This is a genomic window from Rhizobium sp. 01T417 (genome assembly GCF_056398905.1).
In genome coordinates this window covers 191597-212245 of the sequence record NZ_JBFTQH010000005.1, presented here as the reverse complement: position 1 = coordinate 212245, position 20649 = coordinate 191597, and the positions used below count along the sequence as shown (strand labels likewise).

Here is a 20649-nt window from a genome sequence, read left to right as displayed (position 1 = left end):
TTTTAGGAACGCCTGCCCGCCAGCCGACGCCCTCCTCGTGCCTGCACCTGAGCAGCCTGAAATGCCTGCGGCTGCCACAGCTGAAAATGATCCGCCCGACCAACGAAGGTCACTTCGTCCGAGATACCGGTGAAGTCGCGGATGAAATCCGTGACCATCAGCCGGCCTTCCGCATCGAGCTTCATGAAGATACCGCCCCCGTGGATGAGAAGCGACATCTCGTTCGCGTCCGGCGAAAACGGATCTTCCGCAGAGATTTGACGCTCGAACCTCTCCAGGAGATCCGGACCGCCGACACTGATCGCCGGAAACACAAAGTCCTGGAAGCAATAGAGCTCCTGAACATTGCGCTGCGCCAACACGGATCGAAACGCCGCCGGCACGGAAACCCTGCCCTTGGAATCGATTCTGTTGGTCGCATTTGAAAGGAAGCGGCTCATGACACGAAACATCCGTTCCCGAAAGAGCCCGGACTGAACTCAAAAGCCCGGAACCCTGAAATTCAGGCACAGCTTCGCGAGCCGAATGGACAAGACCCCATCCGGAGCTTCCGGAACAGAAGACACCTTGGCTTTGCGATTGGTGGGCACCTACTTGCCCTTGCGCAGTGCATGAATGGGATAACATGGGACCATATGGGCGTCAATGGGAAACGCCCGTCTCACGATGAGCGCCGTATCGAAAATTTATAAGCTGTTAAGTTTAACAAAGGGTTAGTTCCGCACTTACCGATGCCGCGAACCAGCCCTGCCAGCACGCGCCCGAAGGCGACCGATGGCTCAGATCGGCACAACCAAATATGCAATTTCCAACAAAGGCTTAAGGCTTGCTCTTCAACAGTGGCAGGCGTCGATCCAAGGCGCCCCATGAAGAGGTATGCAGCCGCTATCCCCTTTGAAGTAAGCGACCAAGCTATTCGGATATTGCCATGTGCAAAATAATAAGGAGGCGGAGAATTGAATCGGTTCAGCGCTGCCGCATATTAATGAAGGCTAAATAAGTAACCGTGGAGTAATAGTATGACAAACTTCACATTAAAGGGACTTCTTTACGGGCGCTTTGAACCGGAAAAGCGTATTCCACTGTCGCAGTCAGGCATGACGACCGACATCCAATGCGATTCCTGCGGCAAGATATTCAAGCGCTGGTCCATTCTCGCGCGCAGCAGCACCACCTGCGATGAATGCCTGGCAAAGGCACCGACCGCCCACTAGCAATCGACGACATCAACAAGACGCGTCTTAGCAAAGGTAGTTCGCCAGTTGGCCTGTAAGCCGGGTTCTGTATGGCCCCGGCCGAAGCCGGAACGTGGCAGCCATTCCTCTGGGACAGCGTTCGCACGCTGCCTCACGCAACCCACCCGGATGACTGACCTGGAAACCAGCCGGAAGGCTTTCGCCTCCCACGTCATCCCTATTCGGTCTTGCTCCCGGTGGGGTTTACCTTGCCATCGCCGTTACCGGAGATGCGGTGGGCTCTTACCCCACCCTTTCACCCTTACCTGCCGAGGCAGGCGGTTTGCTTTCTGTGGCACTTTCCCTGAGGTCGCCCTCGCCGGACGTTATCCGGCACCGTGTTTCCGTGGAGCCCGGACTTTCCTCACCCTACCGCCTTTCGGCATTGGTAAAGCGCGGCTGCCCGGCCAACTGGCATGGCTCCCTTAGCGGAGACGCGAAGCGAATGCCACTGAAATATCTTCGAGCTCTGCGCGTACTCGCAACGGGCGCCCCTCCCCGACCGGAGCGTGCCTAGCGGAAGACCGGCGTCAGCTCCCTGCCGAAGTCCTCGGCGCCGAGCCAGCCTTGCGTCATGACGACCGCGCCCAGTCGGCCGAGCTCATCCGATGATTTCGCGGCAACGAAATTGCCACCGGCCAGAACCGCAATTCGTGGAGAATCCGTATAGCCCACATAGGGATAGGCTGTTGCCGTGAAGGTTGCCACACACGGCGCCGAGGTTGTTGCGCAACCCGCCAATGCGGGCATGTGCTGCAGGGCCGTTGACACCAGCAGGTCGCGCTCCGCCAGATCGCCATCGGAGCGAAACCATGTTCCGACATCCTCAAGCGTCTCGAATGAGCGCGTTTCCAACTCGCCGCCGAGTTTGAGATAGAACTTGCCGTCGGGATAGCACACCGGCGGAAGGATGTAGACATGGTCCTCGTCGCGGTCGCCGAAGATAATGGCTGAAGGCATTTCGGAAAAAACTGCCATCTCCCGGGCGCCAAGTTCGAAGAATGCCACGGTGCGCGCCGCGATCCTGACATCGATAGCAGCAGGGAGAAGACCGTTGAAATTGCTGAAACCGCCGGCAGCGACCAGCACCCGCTCGGCGGTATAGCGCTTGCCGCCGGCATGAACCTCCACGAACGTACCCTCATCGCGAACAGAGGCAACAGTCGCATCGATAACCGTCACGCCCGCCTGCTCGGCAAGCTTGGCTTGCGCTCGAACCAAAGCGCGCGGGTTGATGTGGCCCGCGCGTTTCGCTTCGAAATAACCATTGAACGACGGGTTGAGATCAAACGGAGGAAAGCGGTCCCGCAACGCCGTCGGCGTCAGCGTTTCGACGTCGAGACCGAGCGTTTCGCTGACCTGCAGCGCCCGTCCGAGATATCGCTCCCCCGGTTGGGCAGGTGGTCCGGCAAAGAGGCAACCCGCTTCCGTGAAAAAGGAAATGCCGCTCTTCGCTTCGATTTCGTGGTAGCGGTCGAGCGAGCGTGCCGCCAGCGTCGCCCAAACGGCATTGTCGTCGAAGGTCCGCGTGATGCGGGCCTCGTCGTAGTGGCTGGCAAAGACGCCATGATGGCTCTTGCGCTCGACTGGCTCACTGGGGCCGATGAGCGCAACACCCTCGATCATCCCGGAGAGATGGCGGGCCGCAGCCGCGCCCATCATTCCGCGCCCGACGATGATCACCTTGAAATCAACTGCCATGTATCACCTCATTTCGGAGGCCAGATAACACAGGCACTATGTTGAATCATATTCTTAAGTGCCCGGTCGAAGTAATTATCAGACAGGCAGTTTCAGGTGATCAGTCGAGCATCGCCAGGACCTTACCGCAATAGGCCTTGGAGACCGGGTTCATGCGGGTTGCGCCATGGCCGGCATTGTACTTCAGGATCGTGTCGCAGGTCTCACCACCGCCGAGTTCATGTGCAGCGGCCAGGTATTTCATGCCGAACCTGATGTTCGTCTCGGGATCGAACAACCCCTTGCTCGTCCCCGAGTAACCCATCATCCTTGCTGTCGCCGGCTTGATCTGCATGAGACCGATTTCACCGGCACTACCGCGTGCGTTCGGATTGAAATTGCTCTCGACGCGAACGACGGCCTGAGCGAGCTCGGCAGGAACGTTATATTGCTTTGCGTACTTGATAATGAGAGCCGAATATTTGTTGGCCGTGAAGTCCGGCATTGCATAGCCGCTAGTCCGATCAACAGTCTTCAAAGGAACCGTCTGTGCCCTTGCGCCCCATTCACCCGCGAAAGCGCAATTCATACCCATCAACAGTGCGCTTGCGCACACCGCAGCAGAAATAATCCTATTCATTCAGTCTAATTACTCCGACCCAAAGAATTTCTGGACCGCGTTTCAAATAACGATCCAGTTTTATGCGGCAGATATTTATTAGAGATACTGCAGCAATTCTTTTTGTTTCAATTGACGACCGCCAAGAACCCCAAACAACACAAGCGGCGCCGTTCGACGTTTGGCGTTAGACCATCGCAATGAGGAGATAATAGGGAAATGATGTGGCGAGCCGACGAACTCTCAGAATCCCGGTAAATTGGCGCGACTCAAAAGTACTACTTATGCGGAGTAGCGTGGAAGCGACGCCAGCAGACGGTGCAGGGTGTCTATCGTCGAAAAGTCCGCAATTCCGTCGATTCGGGCGGGCCGAAAATGACGCTGGAAGGCCTCGACCTCGCCTGCCATCTTGGCCGAGAATTCGCCAGTGATCTCAGTCGCATAGCCGTAGAGCGACAGCATCGACTGCAGGGCTTCGACCGGCTGGCCGCGGTCGCCGCGTTGGAAAAATCTTCCACCGGAGATCGGTGCGGGCTCGACCCAGTGGCCGATACCGGCCCTGGAGAGCTCCGCCCAGGGAAATTTTTCCCCCGGATCGACCTTCCGAATCGGTGCAACGTCGGAATGTCCAAGCACCCTTTCAGGGGCAATTGACCAACGTTGGCCGCAATCTCGACACAATTCGATCACGGCTTGGATTTGTTCTTGGGGATACTCTGGAAGGCCGCCGGGATGACCGGCATTGGCGATCTCGATCCCTATTGACAACGAGTTGATATCGGTCTCGCCCTGCCAGTAACTTTTGCCAGCATGCCAGGCACGGCGCTCCTCGGGCACGAGCTGCAGAACCTCGCCGTCTTCCTGGACAAAGTAGTGGCTGGAGACCTGGCTTTCGTCGCGACAGAGCCACTCCAGCGCTCCGTCGGGCGTTGGCATACCTGTATAGTGAAGAAGGATCATATCTGGCTTGCGTCCATCCGCACGCTCGCCGTGATTGGGCGAAGGGCGAACAATTGCCTTCCGGTAGTCGGCCTCGAACGAGGTCATGCTGCGCGGCGTTCCTTCTCGATCGCCTCGTAGGCGGCATTCAGCGCCGCCATGCGCTCATTGGCAATGGCATGGAACTCGGCCGGCACACCACGGGAAATCAGCCGATCCGGATGATGCTCGCTGACAAGACCATGGTAACGGCGACGGATCGTGGTGAAATCATCGGAGGGAGAAACACCGAGCACCTTATAGGGATCACGTCCCACGGAGACATGGCGCGCGGCGATCCTTTCGAAATGCTCGTCATTCATATGGAAGATCTGGCCGACGTGCCGCAGGAACGCCAATTCCTTCTCATGAATGAGCCCGTCAGCCTTGGCGATATGAAAGAGACCGTCCAGTACCTCTTCCAGTACCGGGCAATTGGCGGCGCATGTCACGCACAGGGACGACAAGCGCTCCGCATAGGCCTCATAGCCGGCCACGTCCTGGCGCGCCAGATTATAAAGACGCGCAACGTTCTTCGCCTGCTCGGGCGGGAATTCGAAGATCTCGCGGAAGGCGTCAACCTCCTTCTCACTGACGATCCCGTCCGCTTTGGCCATTTTTGCCGACAGAGCAATGATCGCGACTGAGAAAGCCACCTTGCGGCGGGTCTCCGGATCGCCTTCGAAAACTGTCCGGATAGCCTCGACCACCGCCGAAAGGACGTTGCCCGCGGTGTTGCCAATGGCATTCAGCAGTTTTTCCCAGAAGGACATAAGAGTCTCTCGCAGTGCAAATAAGATTAGACACCTTGACCAAATAAAGCCTGCGTTTGCAAGGCGACGATTGGTCATAGGAGCGAATACTGCTTTCACAATTCGGTAATTGTCGCTCCGGCATCCAAGCATACGCCGTATTCGCACGGCGTCATATGACACCAAGGGATAGGCTGTTAACGCATCAGAGAAGCATGCAGTTGTACAGTCGGCTCCACGCGCTCGGGAATTTCCACAAGCCATCTGAACAGCTATCCTTGGCTTGAAACGATTATATCCGCGCTTCCATCTACCTTCGCCGTCAGGGGCGCGATTTTCACAATAACAACACTTTACATGGCCCTTTCCCTGCCGCATCCATGCGTTAGGTAAGCAGACGCGCTTGCACCGATACGAGACACAATGGAGGGATCATGGCCAAACAGAAAGTCGCATTGCTCACGGCCGGAGGCCTGGCGCCCTGTCTCTCCTCCGCAGTCGGCGGATTGATCGAACGCTACAGCGACGTTGCGCCCGACATCGAGCTCGTCGCCTATCGTTCCGGTTACCAGGGCGTACTCCTCGGCGACAGCATCAAGATCACGGCAGACATGCGGGAGAAGGCTTCGCTTCTGCATCGCTACGGCGGGTCGCCGATCGGCAACAGCCGCGTCAAGCTCACCAATGCAGCCGATTGCGTGAAGCGCGGTCTCGTCAAGGAAGGCGAAAACCCGCTGCGTGTGGCGGCCGAGCGGCTTGCCAACGATGGCGTCACCATTCTTCACACGATCGGCGGCGACGACACGAACACTACCGCTGCCGATCTTGCGGCATATCTGGCGGCCAACGACTACAATCTGACGGTCGTCGGACTGCCGAAGACGGTCGACAACGACGTCGTCCCGATCCGCCAGTCGCTTGGCGCATGGACAGCCGCCGAAGTCGGCGCACACTTCTTCGACAACGTCAGCAACGAGCAGACCGCGGCACCGCGCACACTGATCATCCACGAAGTCATGGGGCGCCACTGCGGCTGGCTGACGGCGGCAACTGCTCGGGCCTATCTGCAGCGGACGAAGAACTATGAATATGTCGATGGGCTAATGACGAACGCCAGGATGAAAAGCATCGACGCCGTCTACCTGCCCGAACTGGCATTCGATCTCGATGCGGAAGCGGCCCGGTTGAAGGAAGTCATGGACCGCACCGGTCATGCGACCGTGTTCGTTTCGGAAGGCGCCTGCCTTGACGCCATCGTCGCCGAGCGCGAGGCCGCGGGCGAGACCATCAAGCGCGACGCCTTCGGCCACGTGAAGATCGACACGATCAATGTCGGCGGCTGGTTCCAGAAACAGTTCGCAGGCCTCATCGATGCCGAGCGCTCGCTCGTGCAGAAATCGGGTTACTTCGCACGTTCGGCCCCCGCAAACGGCGATGACCTTCGTCTGATTCAGAGCATGACCGACCTTGCCGTCGAAAGCGCCCTGAACAAGGTCTCCGGTGTCACAGGTCACGATGAAGCGGAGAATGGTAAGCTCCGGACAATCGAGTTCCCGCGTATCAAGGGTGGCAAGGCCTTCGACACCTCCACCGAGTGGTTCGGCGAAGTCATGGACACGATCGGGCAGAAATACAGCGCGGCATGATTGACTGAGGGTTAATATGGTGTCTTTGCTTTCCCTTAGGGAACAGGAGGAGATTCCATGTCGCTCGAAGCCTGGCTCGCTTTTGCCGCTGCGTCTGCAATCATGCTGGCGATACCGGGGCCGACGATCCTTCTCGTTGTTTCCTATGCGCTGGGCCATGGGCGCAAGACGGCGCTCGCGACGGTAACCGGCGTCGCGCTCGGCGACTTTACCGCGATGACTGCATCCCTTTTCGGACTGGGGGCCGTGCTTGCGGCCTCCGCGACCCTATTTACGGTGCTGAAATGGATCGGCGGCGCGTACCTGATCTGGCTCGGGATCAAGCTTTGGCGCGCACCCGTGATGTCCGAACCGATGGCGGACAATGACAACCTGCCCGAAAAGAAATCGATCAGGGTTTTCCTGCACGCCTATGTCGTCACGGCGCTCAATCCGAAGAGCATCGTGTTCTTCGTCGCCTTCGTTCCGCAGTTCCTGAATCCCGCTTTGCCGTTCTTCGGCCAGATGCTCATCATGGAAGCCACGTTCCTGGTCCTCGCAACCATCAATGCCTCGACCTATGCACTGGCAGCAAACGCGGCTCGCGGGCTTATTCGCAAGGCAAGCATCCAGCGTGCGGTTAACCGCACCGGCGGCACTCTGCTCATTGCCGCAGGCGCCGTAACAGCCGGTTATAGGCGGATAGCCGCGTAAATATTTCCAGCGGGTTGCAGCAACGCAACGAATACGTTAATTGCGGATTCCAGGCTTAAGGTTTTTGGTAACTTCTAACGCTGCCGGGGCGGCGCGTTCACGAAAGTGAGAGTATGGTAGCGATCGGTTTTTCCGGCCTGAAACGCAGTCTCATCGTTTCGACGATGCTCTGCGGCGTCGTTGCCGGATGCACGAGCGTCGAATACACGTCGGTGGAAGAACTGACCGCAATCCAGACCGTTGTTCCGACACCAAAGCCCGGCGAAGACGCCACGCTTGCAGCCGTGCCGGCCGGCGACGGAGCGGCCCAGACGGCGATGATCACCACCGCCGACCAGGCGACAACGGCCCTCGCGGCACCCGCCATGCCGGCAACCGATCCTTCTCAGTTGAGCGGTCAGGCCGGGGCGACGACGGCAACGGGTTACGCGCAGATTCCGCTCACGCCTGAAATGACAGCGATTCAGTCCGTTGTACCGATCCCGCGCCCGGGCACCCCTTCCCCGTCGACTCAACTCGCCTTTGCCGCAACACCTCAGGCTGGAAGCAGCGCGATTGCAGCTCTTTCCGCTATCGATACGACGCCGCACCCGATGATGGATTACGGTTTCGACACCTCAGGTCCCTCGGATCCACCGGCCGCACCGCCGATGTTCAGCGACAGCGACGACGATGGCGCGCCGACGGTTGAGAAAAGCGCAATCACCAAGATCATCGACAAATATTCGAAGCTCTACCAGGTGCCCGCCTCGCTGCTTCACCGCGTCGTGCATCGCGAGAGCCGCTACAATTCCAAGGCCTATAACAAGCGCGGCTATTTCGGCCTGATGCAGATCAAGTACAACACGGCCAAGTCCATGGGCTACGAAGGTGAGCCCGCTGGCCTCTTTGATGCCGAAACGAACATCAAATACGCCGCCAAGTATCTTCGCGGCGCTTGGCTCGTCTCTGACAGCAGCGAAGACGATGCTGTCCGCCTCTATGCCCGTGGCTATTACTACGAAGCCAAGCGCAAGGGCATGGACGACGTCGCCCAGGGCAACTACTGATCACTGCCGGGCAGCGCGGCTAGGATCTCTTTGACCAGCATCTGCGGCTTGTAGCGAAGCCAGCTTGGCGTCAATCCGAGCCTGACGACGACAAGCTTCGCGGACGGCACGATCGCAATGCTCTGCCCATCGTGCCCCTCCATCCAGAACGTATCTTCGGGAAGACCGGCAACGGCGCTGGTGTCACCGCCCGGCGCGGCGAGCCAGGCCTGCGCCTGGGTATATTTGCCGCCCGAGGCCACGGTCGGCGTCCTCATCGCTGCCATGAACCGTTCCGGCAACAGCCTCTGGCCGTTCCAGACGCCGTCCTGAAGAAGGAACTGGCCGAAACGCGCCCAATCCCGCGCTGTGGCGTAAAGATAGGAACTGCCGGCGAAGGTGCCCCGTGCGTCGACCTCCAAGACAGCACTCGACATGCCGATCGGGTCGAACAGCGCCGTCTTGGGATAGGCAAGCGCCGCCTGCATGTTGCCAATCCTGTTCATCCATATCTTTGAGATCAGCACCGACGAACCGCTTGAATAGCTGAAACGCTGGCCCGGGCTTGCCTCCAATGGCAGACTTGCTGGCAGCGCCGTCATATCCGCATCGAGATAGAGCATCCGTGTGACATCGGCGACCGTGCCGTAGCTCTCGTTGAACACCAGGCCGCTCTCCATGCCGAGCAGATCACTCAGCTTGATCGCCGAATGGTCGCCCCCCTTCCACTGCGGCAGAAGGCCAGCCTCATCGAACGCGATTTTGTTGTCGAGCATCAGCCGCCCGACGATGGCTGCATTCACGGTCTTCGTCATCGACCAGCCTGTGAGCGGCATCATCGGACCGAATCCGTCACTATAGCGCTCCGCGATGATGCGGCCGTTGCGAACCACGACAACCGCGCGCATTGCAGGACCGATCAGCTCGGCATCTGAAAGCAGTGCATCGACACGGCTGTCATTGGCCTTCGCGACGGCATTTCCCTCCGGCCATGGGGCCTCATTTTGCGGCTCCGGAGTCACCGGAACCTCGGGCACGGCGCGCGCCGCGGCCTCGAAGTCACCATCCGGCACGCTGCTGCAGCCGAGTGCGCCGCGATAGATCGCATGGCCCGGCGCGAAGAGCCCGAGGATACGAGCGGTAACCCGCTTGTCCTGCCTGTCGACAGTGACGCGTACCAGTCGTAGCAACGGATTTCCCGGCGCCTGAACGTCCTCGTAAAGCACCTGTTCGGGGTCACGCCCTGCCAGGAATACGTTCGAGCAAACGATCTTGGCTGCGTAACCATCACCGACTCGCAGCAATTCAGGTGGCCGCGCATAAAGCCAAGCCGCGCTCATAGCGACGATCGCGACCAGCAAAAGAGCGAGTGGCCTCACGACACGCAGCACAAATCGCATATGCGATCCTCCTTGCCCACAAGAGAAGCAGGAAAGCCGGCAGCGCGAAAGCCCCCAATGCCCGGATGTTTTTCCATTTCCACCGACGGAAGCACGCGCCCACAGCTTGCGTCATCAAACTGTAGTGACGGCGCGCTAAACGCCCTGAACGCTAAAAGGGTGAAAGACTCATATGACGGAATTTGCACCGGATGCCGGCTTCCGCAAGAACCGGAAACTCAAGGCAGCTCTTCTCCGCCACAATGCCTTCTCCAAGGCAGGCTTTTCGGAACGGCTCTTTGGGTTGCTGTTTTCCGGCCTGGTCTATCCGCAAATCTGGGAAGATCCCGACCTCGACATGCTGGCGATGGAGCTTCAGCCTCACCACCGCATCGTGACGATCGGCTCCGGCGGCTGCAACATGCTTGCCTATCTTTCCAGGAGCCCGGCGTCGATTGATGTGGTCGATCTCAATCCGCATCATATTGCCCTCAATCGCCTGAAGCTTGCCGCGTTCAGCCACCTTCCCGCACACGCCGATCTCGTTCGCTTCCTCGCCACACCGCGCGAGTTGTCGAACAGCCACGCCTTCGACCAATTCCTCGCTGCAAATCTTGACGACGCGACCCGCAACTACTGGAACGCCCGCAAGTTCGGCCGTCGGCGGGTCACGGTTTTCGACCGCAACATCTACGAAACAGGTCTCCTCGGTCGGTTCATTGGAGCAGCACACCTTCTGGCCCGCCTGCATGGCGTCGACCTGACGGAAATGACCAAGACGCGCTCCCTGCGCGAGCAGCGCCAGTTCTTCGACGAGAAGATCGCACCACTCTTCGACAAGCCGGTCGTACGCTGGATCACCGGCCGCAAGAGCTCGTTGTTCGGCCTCGGTATCCCGCCACAGCAATACGACGAACTGGCAAGCCTCGCCGCCGAGCAGTCAATCGCGCCGGTCCTACGGCACCGACTTGAGAAGCTGGCCTGTCACTTCCCCATGCAGGAAAACTATTTTGCCTGGCAGGCTTTCGCTCGCCGCTACGCGCCGAAGGGCGAAGGCACACTCCCAACCTATCTCGAGCCCGCGAACTACGAGGCGATCCGTGGCAATGTGGATCGCGTCACCGTTCATCATGCAAGCTTCACGGAACTGCTCGCCGGCGAGCCGGCCGGATCGCGCGATCGCTACGTCCTCCTGGATGCACAGGACTGGATGACGGACCAGCAACTCAACGACCTATGGGCAGAGATCAGCCGCACGGCGCGCGAAGGTGCCCGGGCGATCTTCCGTACGGCGGCCGAAAAGAGCATCATCGAAGGCCGTCTGTCGCCTGCAATCCGCGATCAGTGGACGTACATGGAAAAGCGCTCCGCCGAACTCACGGCGCTTGATCGCTCGGCAATCTATGGCGGCTTCCATATCTACGGGAAGAATGCGTGAGCGGGGTCGGCACGAATCCCGTCACCAAGGACGACGGCCACGCCGCCCTGATGGACGGCATGTACCGTTATCAGCGCCACATCTATGACCTGACGCGCAAGTACTACCTTCTCGGCCGTGATGAGACGATCCGCAATCTGAATGTGCCGGAAGACGGCACCCTGCTGGAGGTCGGTTGCGGAACCGGCCGCAACCTGGCGCTCGCCCATAAATATTACCCGCGGGCTCGGCTGTTCGGCCTGGACATCTCGCACGAGATGCTGATCTCCGCGCGCAAAACATTCGAGACCAAAGCAACGCTTCCGGATTTCCGCGTCGCGGACGCGACCGCCTTCACGCCGCGCGAGTTCGGCGTCAGCGGCTTCGACCGCATTCTCATTTCCTACGCCCTTTCGATGATCCCCGATTGGGAACGCGCCGTCGACTCGGCCGTGGCCGCCCTCGCCCCCGGCGGCGAGCTGCACATCGTCGATTTCGGCCAGCAGGAGCGCCTTCCGGGCTGGTTTGCACGCTTTCTCAAGGCGTGGCTGCGAAAATTTCACGTGTCGCCGCGTGCCGATTTGCGGCAGGTTCTCGCGTCGCAAGCCTCTGAAAATCAAGCGCGACTGACCTTCGAGACCATTAGTGGCGGCTATGCCTGGCGGGCCGTCATTGTGACCAAACCTTGACATTTCGCTTGAAACTAACCGTTTTTTTACGTTGATATGGAAAATAGAGGGGACATTCCTCTGCTGGACGCGTCTTTAACGGGGTCGAGCTGTGGGGCAAAAAATCCATTCGTTTCGCGACGGAACATCTATGCGCCGGCTTCTGTTTTGCGTTTTGCCGTTGGCTGTCATGCTCGCCGGATGCACGTCATCGGGCTATGATTTTCTCGAAACAGCGTCCGTGAAGCCAAAGACGCGCTTCAAGGACACCGATCCCCAGGACTTCGGATCAAAGCATCCTGAGCAGCAGCCGATCCACGGTATCGACGTGTCGAAGTGGCAGGGCAATATCGACTGGCAGACGGTCAAGGGTTCCGGCGTTGCTTTCGCCTTCATCAAGGCGACCGAAGGCAAGGACCGCATCGATCCGCGCTTCAACGAATACTGGCAGCGCGCCCGCGCCGTCGGCATTCCGCACGCTCCCTATCATTTCTACTATTTCTGCTCGACGCCCGATGAGCAGGCTGACTGGTTTATCCGTAACGTGCCCAAGGAATCCATGCGCCTGCCGCCGGTCCTCGACGCCGAATGGAATGCGGAATCGAAGACATGCCGCTATCGCCCCGATCCGGCGACGGTCCGCGCCCAGCTTCAGCGCTTCATGGATCGCCTCGAGGCCCATTACGGCAAGCGGCCGATCATCTATACCTCGGTAGACTTCCACCGCGACAATCTCGTCGGCTACTTCCAGAATTACCACTTCTGGGTCCGCTCCACCGCCAAGCATCCCGAAGTCACCTATGCCGACCGCCGTTGGGCCTTCTGGCAATACACGTCGACGGGCGTCATCCCCGGTATCAAGGGTCCAACGGACATCAATGTCTTTGCCGGATCGACCCAGAATTGGCACAACTGGGTAGCGGCTGTATCAAAGGACACAAATTCTTAGTAACGTCGCCTCGTCTTTCTTGCTTCCGTCACAATCATTTGGGAAATCGACGGAAATTCCATTTTATGACGAGGATCGAAACTATGTACGTCTCGCCCGCAAGCCGCACGGCACTTGCACTCCTTTTCGCTGCCGGTCTGGCGACCGGCGCAGCCGCGCAGACGCCGGCACCGAGTGCCCCGGCTTCGCAGACACCGGCGGTAGCATGTGACGGCGACCTCAGCGAATTCTTGGCCGGCGTAAAGGCCGACGCCATCGCAGCGGGCGCATCGGCCGAAGCTGCTGACAAGGCTCTGGAAGGCGCACAGATCGACCAGAAGGTCTTGAGCCGCGACCGCGCTCAGGGCGTGTTCAAGCAGACTTTCCTGGAATTCTCGCAACGCACTGTCAGCCAGGGCCGGCTCGACATTGGCCGCCAGAAGATGAAGCAATACGCAGATGTCTTCGCCCGTGCTGAGCAGGAATTTGGTGTACCCGCAGGGGTTATCACCGCCTTCTGGGCGATGGAAACCGACTTCGGCGCCGTACAGGGCGACTTCAACACCCGCAACGCCCTCGTGACCCTGGCTCACGACTGCCGCCGTCCGGAGCTTTTCCGTCCGCAGCTGATCGCCCTCATCGAAATGGTTCAGCATGGCGACCTCGACCCGGCAACCAACACCGGTGCCTGGGCCGGCGAGATCGGCCAGGTCCAGATGCTGCCTCGTGACATAGTCGCCTATGGCATGGACGGCGACGGCGATGGTCACGTCCGCCTCAAGCAGAGCGGCCCCGACGCCATTCTGACTGCGGCCAAGTTCATCCAGCATCTCGGCTTCCAGAAGGGCCAGCCGTGGATCCAGGAAGTCACGCTTCCCGAGAACCTCCCCTGGGAGAAATCCGGTATCGGTGGCCCACTGACGGCCGGTGAGTGGTTCGCCCTTGGCGTCAAGCCGCGCGATGGCAACACGAGCTTCGGCAACCTGCATGGCGACCTGATACTGCCGCAGGGTCGCCTTGGCCCGACCTTCATTGCCTATCCGAATTTCCAGATCTATCTCGAATGGAACAAGTCGTTCATCTACACGACCTCGGCCGCCTATTTCGCGACACGCCTTGCCGGCGCTGAGACCTATCTCAAGGGCACGCCCGAACAGGGACTTTCCAACGACCAGATGAAGGAACTGCAGACCAAGCTCGGAACGCTCGGTCACGACGTCGGCAAGGTCGACGGCATCCTTGGTTCAGGCACGCGCGTCGCCATCCAGAAGGAGCAGCAGCGTCTCGGTATTCCCGCCGATGGCTGGGCAACGCCGACGCTCCTCAACTCGCTCTGATCACGTTTCCTCAAGCGAGCACTTTAAGGCCGGGTTTCGCACCCGGCCTTTTCATTTTCGGGGATTGTTCCATGGTTTCAGGCGCTTCAGGCAAAGCCTTCATCTTGCCGCAAGTGTGAAGGCTGGATCGCCGACCTTAACGGCCGGTTAAAATCTGTGAATATTTTTCCACGGAGATTTATCTTGCGATTTCAACAAATTAAAGAAAGCATCACGGCCGCAATGTGACATTTTCGCCGCAGCGCAATATAAAATCCGCTTTCCAAGCGACACAATCACGACATATTATCGCAACTGTTAACGCGAGGAGACAGACATGGGACTTACACAATCCTTGAATGTCCTTTTGGTCAGCGCGGCGTTTGCATTTGTATTGACAATGCTTTTCATCTGAACGCCGAGGCAAGCGAACAGTACCGAGACTCCTGAGTAGCGAAACAGTTCAATGAATCAGAAAAGCGCATCCCACGAGGAGATGCGCTTTTCTTTTTGTCGTCACTGACGGAGCAGCCTACGCGGCAGCGCCAGCCTTCCTGGCGCCTTCCCGTGTGAAGCCGAGATTGGTCAGCACGGCCGAAACGAGCGGCGCCCGGTTCATCGTGTAAAGGTGGAAATCGGTGAGCCCGCGGCGAGCCAGATCCTCGATCTGTTCGGCGGCAACCTCAGCGGCAACCTTGGCTCTTTCTTCCGGCTTGTCGTCGTAGCCTGCAAAGCGTTCATCGAGAAATGCAGGGATGACCGTGCCGCAGGCACCGGCGAAGCGCTTCAGCTGCGTCAGGTTCTGGATCGGCATGATGCCCGGCACAACCGGGATCTTGATGCCCGCAACCCGCACCTTTTCCAGGTAGCGCTCGAAATTGTCGTTATCGAAGAAGAACTGCGTCAGCGCGCGGGTCGCGCCGTTATCCGCCTTCTGCTTCAGCATCTCGATGTCGGCGGTGGTATCGCGGCTTTCCGGATGCTTTTCCGGGTAGGCCGACACCGAAATCTCGAAATCGCCGATCTCACGCAGACCGGCAACCAATGCCGCCGCATTCGCATAGCCGCCGGGATGCGGCTGATAGGGCGCGCCAACGCCGCCCGGAGCATCGCCACGCAGCGCCACGAAATGCTTCACGCCAACCTTGCGGAAGCTGTCGATGACGCTATGCGTTTCGTCCTTCGTCGCGCCGACGCAGGTGAGATGCGACGCCGTGGCGAGCGGGGTTTCGGAAAGGAACCGTGAGACAGTCGCCAGTGTAGGCGCCTTGGTGGTGCCACCGGCGCCATAGGTCACCGATACGAAGTCGGGATTCCAGTCCTGCAGATCGGTGACCGTATTCCACAGCTGACCTTCCATCTCTTCCGACTTAGGCGGAAAGAACTCGAAGGAAATGCCGATTTTGCGGCGCGCGTCGCTGTTCAAAGCCATATGATTATCTCCCGGCAAGTATGGGTTCGGCGCCTTCGCTCGCTGCGGAGGCCATAAGGCGCCGGGGGTCGCGCGCAAGCCAGACAGTGACGGTGAGCCCCTGCCCGCTTTCATGACCCGGATGAAGATCGACGACCTGCTCGACATCCAGCCCAGCCTTGCGCAGCCAGTCGGACATCGACTGATGCGAAAAGCCGAGGCGAACATGCGCATGCTCGTCGCGAAGATACTCCAGCCCATGCGGGGCAAGATCGATGATGACCAACCGCCCGCCTGGCCGCAGCATGCGCGCTGCCTCGCCGATCGCGATCTCGGGCTGGTCGAAGAAATGCAGTACCTGGTGGATCGTCACCACGTCGAAATCCTGCGCCTCGAACGGCAGGTTCAGGATATCGGCGTGTCGGACGGATGCCTTGGTAATCCCTGACTTGTCGAGGTTGGCGCGCGCCACGCTCAGCATGTCGCGGCTGGCGTCGACGCCGATCGCCCGGCGATAGAGGCCAGATAGAAGCTCGAGGATGCGACCCGTTCCGGTGCCGAGGTCGAGAAGGGAGTCTATGGGCTGGCTGCCGAGCAGCCGAATGACCGCGGCATCGACCTCTTCGTCAGCGGCATGCAGACGGCGAAGTTCGTCCCACTCGGCGGCATTGCGGCTGAAATAGGCCTGTGCCCGCTCGGCCCGCTGGCGCTTGACCGCCGCCAACCGTTCGCTGTCACGCAGGATCACAGCATCGTTCTCGGAGGCATGAGCCAGCAGGCTACGCACGAACGTGGCCGCCTTGCCATCCTGCCGAAGCCGGAAATAGGCCCAAGCGCCCTCCTGGTAACGGTCGATGAGGTCCGCTTCGCCAAGCAGCTTGAGGTGGCGAGAGATGCGTGGTTGGGATTGGCCAAGGATTTCTGTAAGATCGGTGACCGTCAGGTCCCCTGCTGCAAGGAGCGCCAGCAGGCGAAGACGCGTCGGCTCGCCGGCCGCCCTGAGGACGTCCACCAATGCATCCAATCCAAGTCTGATAGGCTCACCCATACTCGATCCAATCAACATATAAAGATATCTTTATGTGAAACGATTGGGCGTGGCAAGCCGCAATTCCCTCCGTTCACGAAATTAGCTGCTCGGATCACGACATCGACGCGCGCAAAAAAGCCCCGGCGAACCGGGGCTTCCAGGTCTCCAACGCGATATTGGGTGATCAGCGCGTCAGGCGCTTGTAAGTCACCCGATGCGGATTGATCGAATCGACACCGAGACGGCGCATCTTGTCCTTTTCGTAGTCTTCGAAATTGCCTTCGAACCACTCGACATGGCTGTCGCCTTCAAAGGCGAGGATGTGCGTCGCCAGACGGTCGAGGAACATGCGATCGTGGCTGATGATGACGGCGCAACCGGCGAAGTTTTCGAGCGCATCCTCGAGTGCTGCCAACGTTTCCGTATCGAGGTCGTTGGTCGGTTCGTCGAGCAGGATGACGTTGCCGCCGGCCTTCAGCATCTTGGCAAGGTGAACGCGGTTGCGCTGACCGCCGGAAAGCGTGCCGACCTTCTGCTGCTGGTCGCCGCCCTTGAAGTTGAAGGCGCCGCAATAGGCACGGCTGTTCACTTCATGCTTGCCGAGCTTGATGATGTCGTTGCCGCCGGAGATTTCCTCCCAGACCGTCTTGTTGCCGTCGAGTGCGTCGCGGCTCTGGTCGACATAGCCGAGATCAACGGTCTCGCCGATACGGATCTCGCCGCTATCGGGCTTTTCCTGGTCCGTGATCATACGGAACAGCGTCGTCTTGCCGGCGCCGTTCGGACCGATGACGCCGACGATACCGCCGGGCGGCAGCTTGAAGGTGAGGTTCTCGATGAGCACGGTATCGCCGTAGCCCTTGGTGAGGTTCTCGGCTTCGATGACCACCTGGCCAAGGCGCTCGCCGACCGGGATGACGATCTGCGCATCGCCGGGGCGACGGGCCTCTGCCGCCGCGACCAACTCGTCATAGGCACGGATACGCGCCTTGGACTTTGCCTGGCGGGCCTTCGGGCTGGCGGCCATCCATTCCTGCTCGCGGCTGATCGCCTTCTGGCGGGAGGCCTCTTCGCGGCCCTCCTGCTGCATGCGCTTGGCCTTCGATTGAAGATAGGCGGAGTAGTTGCCCTCGTAGGGGATACCGCGACCACGGTCGAGTTCGAGGATCCAGCCCGTGACGTTGTCGAGGAAGTAGCGATCGTGGGTGATCATCAGGACCGAGCCGGGGTATTGGCGCAAATGTTTTTCAAGCCAGGCAATCGTCTCGGCGTCGAGGTGGTTGGTTGGTTCGTCGAGCAGCAGCAGGTCGGGCTGCGCCAACAACAGGCGGCAGAGCGCCACGCGGCGCTTTTCGCCGCCGGAGAGCTTCTCGACCGAAGAGTCGCCTGGCGGGCAGCGCAGCGCGTCCATGGCCATTTCGACCTGGCTTTCAAGGTCCCAGAGATTCTGGCTGTCAATGACGTCCTGGAGCTTGGCGCCCTCTTCCGCGGTCTCGTCGGAATAGTTCATCATCAACTCGTTGTAGCGATCGAGGATCGCCTTCTTCGGCGCAACGCCTTCCATGACGTTCTCAAGGACCGTCTTCGACGCATCGAGTTGCGGCTCCTGCGCGAGGTAGCCAAGGGTAGCGCCTTCGGCGAGCCACGCCTCGCCGGTATATTCCTTGTCGAGGCCTGCCATGATGCGCAGAACGGTCGACTTACCAGCACCGTTCGGGCCGAGGATACCGATCTTGGCATCCGGATAGAAAGAAAGGTGGATATTTTCCAACACCTTCTTGTTGCCGTACGCCTTGTTGAGGCCGGCCATATGGTAGATGAACTGACGTGCCATAGATAATTCGCTCCGCGCGGGAATTTGAGTTTTGCCGCTATTTAGGCGAATTGGGGCCAAGGAGCAACGCGCGGCGGCCAAAAACCAGAGGCTTTTGCAGCATTCATAGCCGAACTCGGCACGCTCCTCTACCGTAGCGTCGCATGATCAAGGCGCAGCTAGTCGCGGCGCGTGGACGGACGAAGGCTCGTTTTCGATGAGAGGCAGTCTCAGAACCCTGCAGCGTCCACGACGCCCTCATTGCAGCCGAACGACGTCCGCCCTGCCCCCTGGATAAGGTCACGAAGGCTTGCTTGCTCGTTCGATGTCGCGCCCTCCGACAGCCCGATAGTAAGTTCGCTGATAACGCGGCCTCTGCTGGCCCGTCGGCAGCTCATCTTGACGCGATCGCCGGCACCGGGGCCGAAGCTCTTGTCGAAAGCCGCCTTGATCGCCTCCGCCGTCAGTGGCTTGCCGATATTGGTCGCGAACAGATCGCGGACTGCCGAGGCGTTCAGCTCGTTGATCAACCGAACCGACGCGCTGAAATAGTCGTCGGCGCTCATCTTCGTGCAGGTGCCGTGCTTGGTCCACTCATGCCGCTCCAGGCCGGATTGCGTACCGGGCATCGCCTTATCGAGGGCTGTCTTGGTCTCCGCCGAAAGCTCTACCTCAGGCAGCCTCCCCCACTCGCCGTCCTTGTCGGCGCTCCGCAGGGTACCAGAGACGTCGCAATAGTCCTTCCGCATCGGCCAGAGCCCGTGCAGCGAAAAATTGGTCGCGTCAAACCTCTCCCTGGTCTGGCTGCGGCATTCCGGCTTGCGCTGGTTGGTTTCACAGAACGCGGGTTGCCAGCTGGCCGCCAGAATGAAGCGCGTCCTTCCGCCGCCGTCCTGGGCTCCCGCAACGCCAGCGGCCGCAATTCCTATCAAGACTACAGCCATGCGCAGAAATGGATTGCTCATTCTCACCCCCACAAAGAACAATTCATGAACAGGAAATCACGCCGCGTTTGTTTTCACAACCCTCAATCCGTAGGGTACGAAAAATCCCTTGGCATAAATATCTGGGCGTGTTGCTTTTCACGGCCGATCTGGTCTTCTCCCGGCAACGGGAGGATATGATGTTCGCAGAAACGCAACGCCTTGAAACGGCGGACGCTTCACTCGCCTTTCATCATGAGCCGGCGCAATCCGAGGCACGCGGAATTCTCCTTGTGTCTCATGGGCTGGCCGAGCATTCCAGACGTTACTCCCGTTTTGCGGCAGCGATGGCAGCCCGCGGCTACCATGTGTTCGCCTTCGATCACCGTGGGCACGGCGAAACGACTGGCCCGGATGCGCCAATCGGGCGTTTTTCCCGCCGCAACGGCATGCGACAGGTTATCGACGATGTCGGCTCTGTCCGCGAGCTTGCCGTAAAGCAATATCCCGGCCTCCCCGTCATCCTCTTCGGGCACTCGATGGGCGGGCTCATCGCGCTCAACGCGGCGATCACCTATCCGGAGAAATATGACGCCATTGCCGTCTGGAATTCGAATTTCAACCCGGGCCTATCGGGACGGGCCGCCCAGGCGGTCCTGTTGGCAGAACGAGCCCTTAAGGGCTCCGATGTTCCAAGCGGCATCCTACCGAAGCTCACCTTCGGCACCTGGGGGAAGTCCATTGCCAACCGTCGAACCGAGTTCGACTGGCTAAGCCGCGATCCTGTTGAGGTCGACAAATACATTGCTGACCCTCTGTGTGGCTTCGATGCTTCCGTGTCGCTCTGGCTCGATATTTTCGAGATGACGTTTCGCGCACCACAAGAGGCGCAACTGGACCGGCTGCCGAAGCACACGCCGATCCACCTTGTCGGTGGCGGACAGGATCCGGCAACAGATAACGGAAAAGCGGTGATCTGGCTGTCAAAGCATTTGAAAGCTCACGGCTTCTCCCGTATCAGGACACAGATATATCAGGACATGCGCCACGAAACGCTGAATGAAATTGGAGCGGACGCGGCCATCGCCGCATTCGCCGACTGGTGCGACGAAGCGATCGCAAGATCCTGAACT

General features: G+C 59.5%; 19 protein-coding genes and 1 other RNA gene. 9 read left to right on the top strand and 11 right to left on the bottom strand.

Annotation, left to right across the window (positions count from 1 at the left end; genetic code table 11):
- Positions 1–2 precede the first annotated feature (2 nt).
- Positions 3–440 (bottom strand): division/cell wall cluster transcriptional repressor MraZ, encoded by a 438-nt coding sequence (gene mraZ, locus AC1DPR_RS08065; protein WP_025659370.1) that lies wholly within the window; start codon positions 438–440, stop codon positions 3–5.
- A gap of 579 nt (positions 441–1019) precedes the next feature.
- Here mraZ and AC1DPR_RS08060 point away from each other — a divergent pair.
- Positions 1020–1214, top strand: coding sequence for a hypothetical protein (locus AC1DPR_RS08060; protein ID WP_018858314.1), 195 nt, complete (start codon positions 1020–1022; stop codon positions 1212–1214).
- A 40-nt stretch (positions 1215–1254) separates the two neighbouring features.
- Here AC1DPR_RS08060 and rnpB read toward each other — a convergent pair.
- The 5 genes from rnpB to AC1DPR_RS08035 all read right to left on the bottom strand — a co-directional run bounded on the left by rnpB (position 1255) and on the right by AC1DPR_RS08035 (position 5285).
- An RNA gene (rnpB, locus tag AC1DPR_RS08055) (RNase P RNA component class A) lies at positions 1255–1650 on the bottom strand.
- 98 nt (positions 1651–1748) lie between these two features.
- The gene (locus AC1DPR_RS08050; protein ID WP_113471578.1) at positions 1749–2936 is read right to left on the bottom strand and encodes an FAD-dependent oxidoreductase; all 1188 of its coding nucleotides are present in this window, start codon (positions 2934–2936) and stop codon (positions 1749–1751) included.
- 100 nt (positions 2937–3036) lie between these two features.
- On the bottom strand, positions 3037–3555 hold the full coding sequence (locus AC1DPR_RS08045) for a lytic transglycosylase domain-containing protein (RefSeq protein WP_026371940.1): 519 nt from the start codon (positions 3553–3555) through the stop codon (positions 3037–3039).
- A 261-nt stretch (positions 3556–3816) separates the two neighbouring features.
- Positions 3817–4581, bottom strand: coding sequence for an N-acetylmuramoyl-L-alanine amidase (locus tag AC1DPR_RS08040; RefSeq protein ID WP_113471577.1), 765 nt, complete (start codon positions 4579–4581; stop codon positions 3817–3819).
- Positions 4578–5285 (bottom strand): J domain-containing protein, encoded by a 708-nt coding sequence (locus tag AC1DPR_RS08035; protein ID WP_018858310.1) that lies wholly within the window; start codon positions 5283–5285, stop codon positions 4578–4580. The genes AC1DPR_RS08040 and AC1DPR_RS08035 overlap by 4 nt, the downstream gene beginning before the upstream one ends.
- Before the next feature lie 413 nt (positions 5286–5698).
- Between AC1DPR_RS08035 and AC1DPR_RS08030 the strand changes: the two genes are divergently transcribed.
- The 3 genes from AC1DPR_RS08030 to AC1DPR_RS08020 all read left to right on the top strand — a co-directional run bounded on the left by AC1DPR_RS08030 (position 5699) and on the right by AC1DPR_RS08020 (position 8652).
- Positions 5699–6910 (top strand): pyrophosphate--fructose-6-phosphate 1-phosphotransferase, encoded by a 1212-nt coding sequence (locus AC1DPR_RS08030; protein ID WP_113471576.1) that lies wholly within the window; start codon positions 5699–5701, stop codon positions 6908–6910.
- Positions 6911–6967: 57 nt separating this feature from the next.
- Positions 6968–7603: a LysE family translocator gene (locus AC1DPR_RS08025; RefSeq protein ID WP_018858308.1), complete on the top strand. Its 636-nt coding sequence runs from the start codon at positions 6968–6970 to the stop codon at positions 7601–7603.
- A 113-nt stretch (positions 7604–7716) separates the two neighbouring features.
- A complete protein-coding gene (locus AC1DPR_RS08020; protein WP_018858307.1) occupies positions 7717–8652 on the top strand; it encodes a lytic transglycosylase domain-containing protein in 936 nt (311 codons plus the stop codon).
- Here the strand turns inward: AC1DPR_RS08020 and AC1DPR_RS08015 are convergent.
- On the bottom strand, positions 8646–10031 hold the full coding sequence (locus AC1DPR_RS08015) for a serine hydrolase domain-containing protein (RefSeq protein ID WP_018858306.1): 1386 nt from the start codon (positions 10029–10031) through the stop codon (positions 8646–8648). The genes AC1DPR_RS08020 and AC1DPR_RS08015 overlap by 7 nt on opposite strands.
- 172 nt (positions 10032–10203) lie before the next feature.
- Here AC1DPR_RS08015 and AC1DPR_RS08010 point away from each other — a divergent pair, with 172 nt between their 5' ends.
- The 4 genes from AC1DPR_RS08010 to AC1DPR_RS07995 all read left to right on the top strand — a co-directional run bounded on the left by AC1DPR_RS08010 (position 10204) and on the right by AC1DPR_RS07995 (position 14360).
- Positions 10204–11448, top strand: a complete 1245-nt coding sequence (locus AC1DPR_RS08010) for a BtaA family protein (RefSeq protein WP_018858305.1) — start codon at positions 10204–10206, stop codon at positions 11446–11448.
- Positions 11445–12116: a class I SAM-dependent methyltransferase gene (locus AC1DPR_RS08005; RefSeq protein ID WP_018858304.1), complete on the top strand. Its 672-nt coding sequence runs from the start codon at positions 11445–11447 to the stop codon at positions 12114–12116. The genes AC1DPR_RS08010 and AC1DPR_RS08005 overlap by 4 nt, the downstream gene beginning before the upstream one ends.
- A gap of 130 nt (positions 12117–12246) precedes the next feature.
- The gene (locus AC1DPR_RS08000; protein WP_018858303.1) at positions 12247–13044 is read left to right on the top strand and encodes a glycoside hydrolase family 25 protein; all 798 of its coding nucleotides are present in this window, start codon (positions 12247–12249) and stop codon (positions 13042–13044) included.
- A gap of 83 nt (positions 13045–13127) precedes the next feature.
- Complete coding sequence (locus AC1DPR_RS07995) at positions 13128–14360, top strand: lytic murein transglycosylase (protein WP_018858302.1); 1233 nt, start codon at positions 13128–13130, stop codon at positions 14358–14360.
- A gap of 511 nt (positions 14361–14871) precedes the next feature.
- Here AC1DPR_RS07995 and metF read toward each other — a convergent pair.
- The 4 genes from metF to AC1DPR_RS07975 form a co-directional block, all read right to left on the bottom strand.
- The gene (gene metF, locus AC1DPR_RS07990) at positions 14872–15771 is read right to left on the bottom strand and encodes a methylenetetrahydrofolate reductase [NAD(P)H] (RefSeq protein ID WP_113471575.1); all 900 of its coding nucleotides are present in this window, start codon (positions 15769–15771) and stop codon (positions 14872–14874) included.
- A 4-nt stretch (positions 15772–15775) separates the two neighbouring features.
- Positions 15776–16798 (bottom strand): ArsR/SmtB family transcription factor, encoded by a 1023-nt coding sequence (locus AC1DPR_RS07985; protein ID WP_026371939.1) that lies wholly within the window; start codon positions 16796–16798, stop codon positions 15776–15778.
- A 166-nt stretch (positions 16799–16964) separates the two neighbouring features.
- The gene (gene ettA / locus AC1DPR_RS07980; protein WP_018858299.1) at positions 16965–18614 is read right to left on the bottom strand and encodes an energy-dependent translational throttle protein EttA; all 1650 of its coding nucleotides are present in this window, start codon (positions 18612–18614) and stop codon (positions 16965–16967) included.
- Positions 18615–18823: 209 nt separating this feature from the next.
- Positions 18824–19558, bottom strand: a complete 735-nt coding sequence (locus tag AC1DPR_RS07975; RefSeq protein ID WP_477816074.1) for a ribonuclease T2 family protein — start codon at positions 19556–19558, stop codon at positions 18824–18826.
- A gap of 158 nt (positions 19559–19716) precedes the next feature.
- Here AC1DPR_RS07975 and AC1DPR_RS07970 point away from each other — a divergent pair, with 158 nt between their 5' ends.
- The gene (locus tag AC1DPR_RS07970) at positions 19717–20646 is read left to right on the top strand and encodes an alpha/beta hydrolase (protein ID WP_026371938.1); all 930 of its coding nucleotides are present in this window, start codon (positions 19717–19719) and stop codon (positions 20644–20646) included.
- Positions 20647–20649 lie beyond the last annotated feature (3 nt).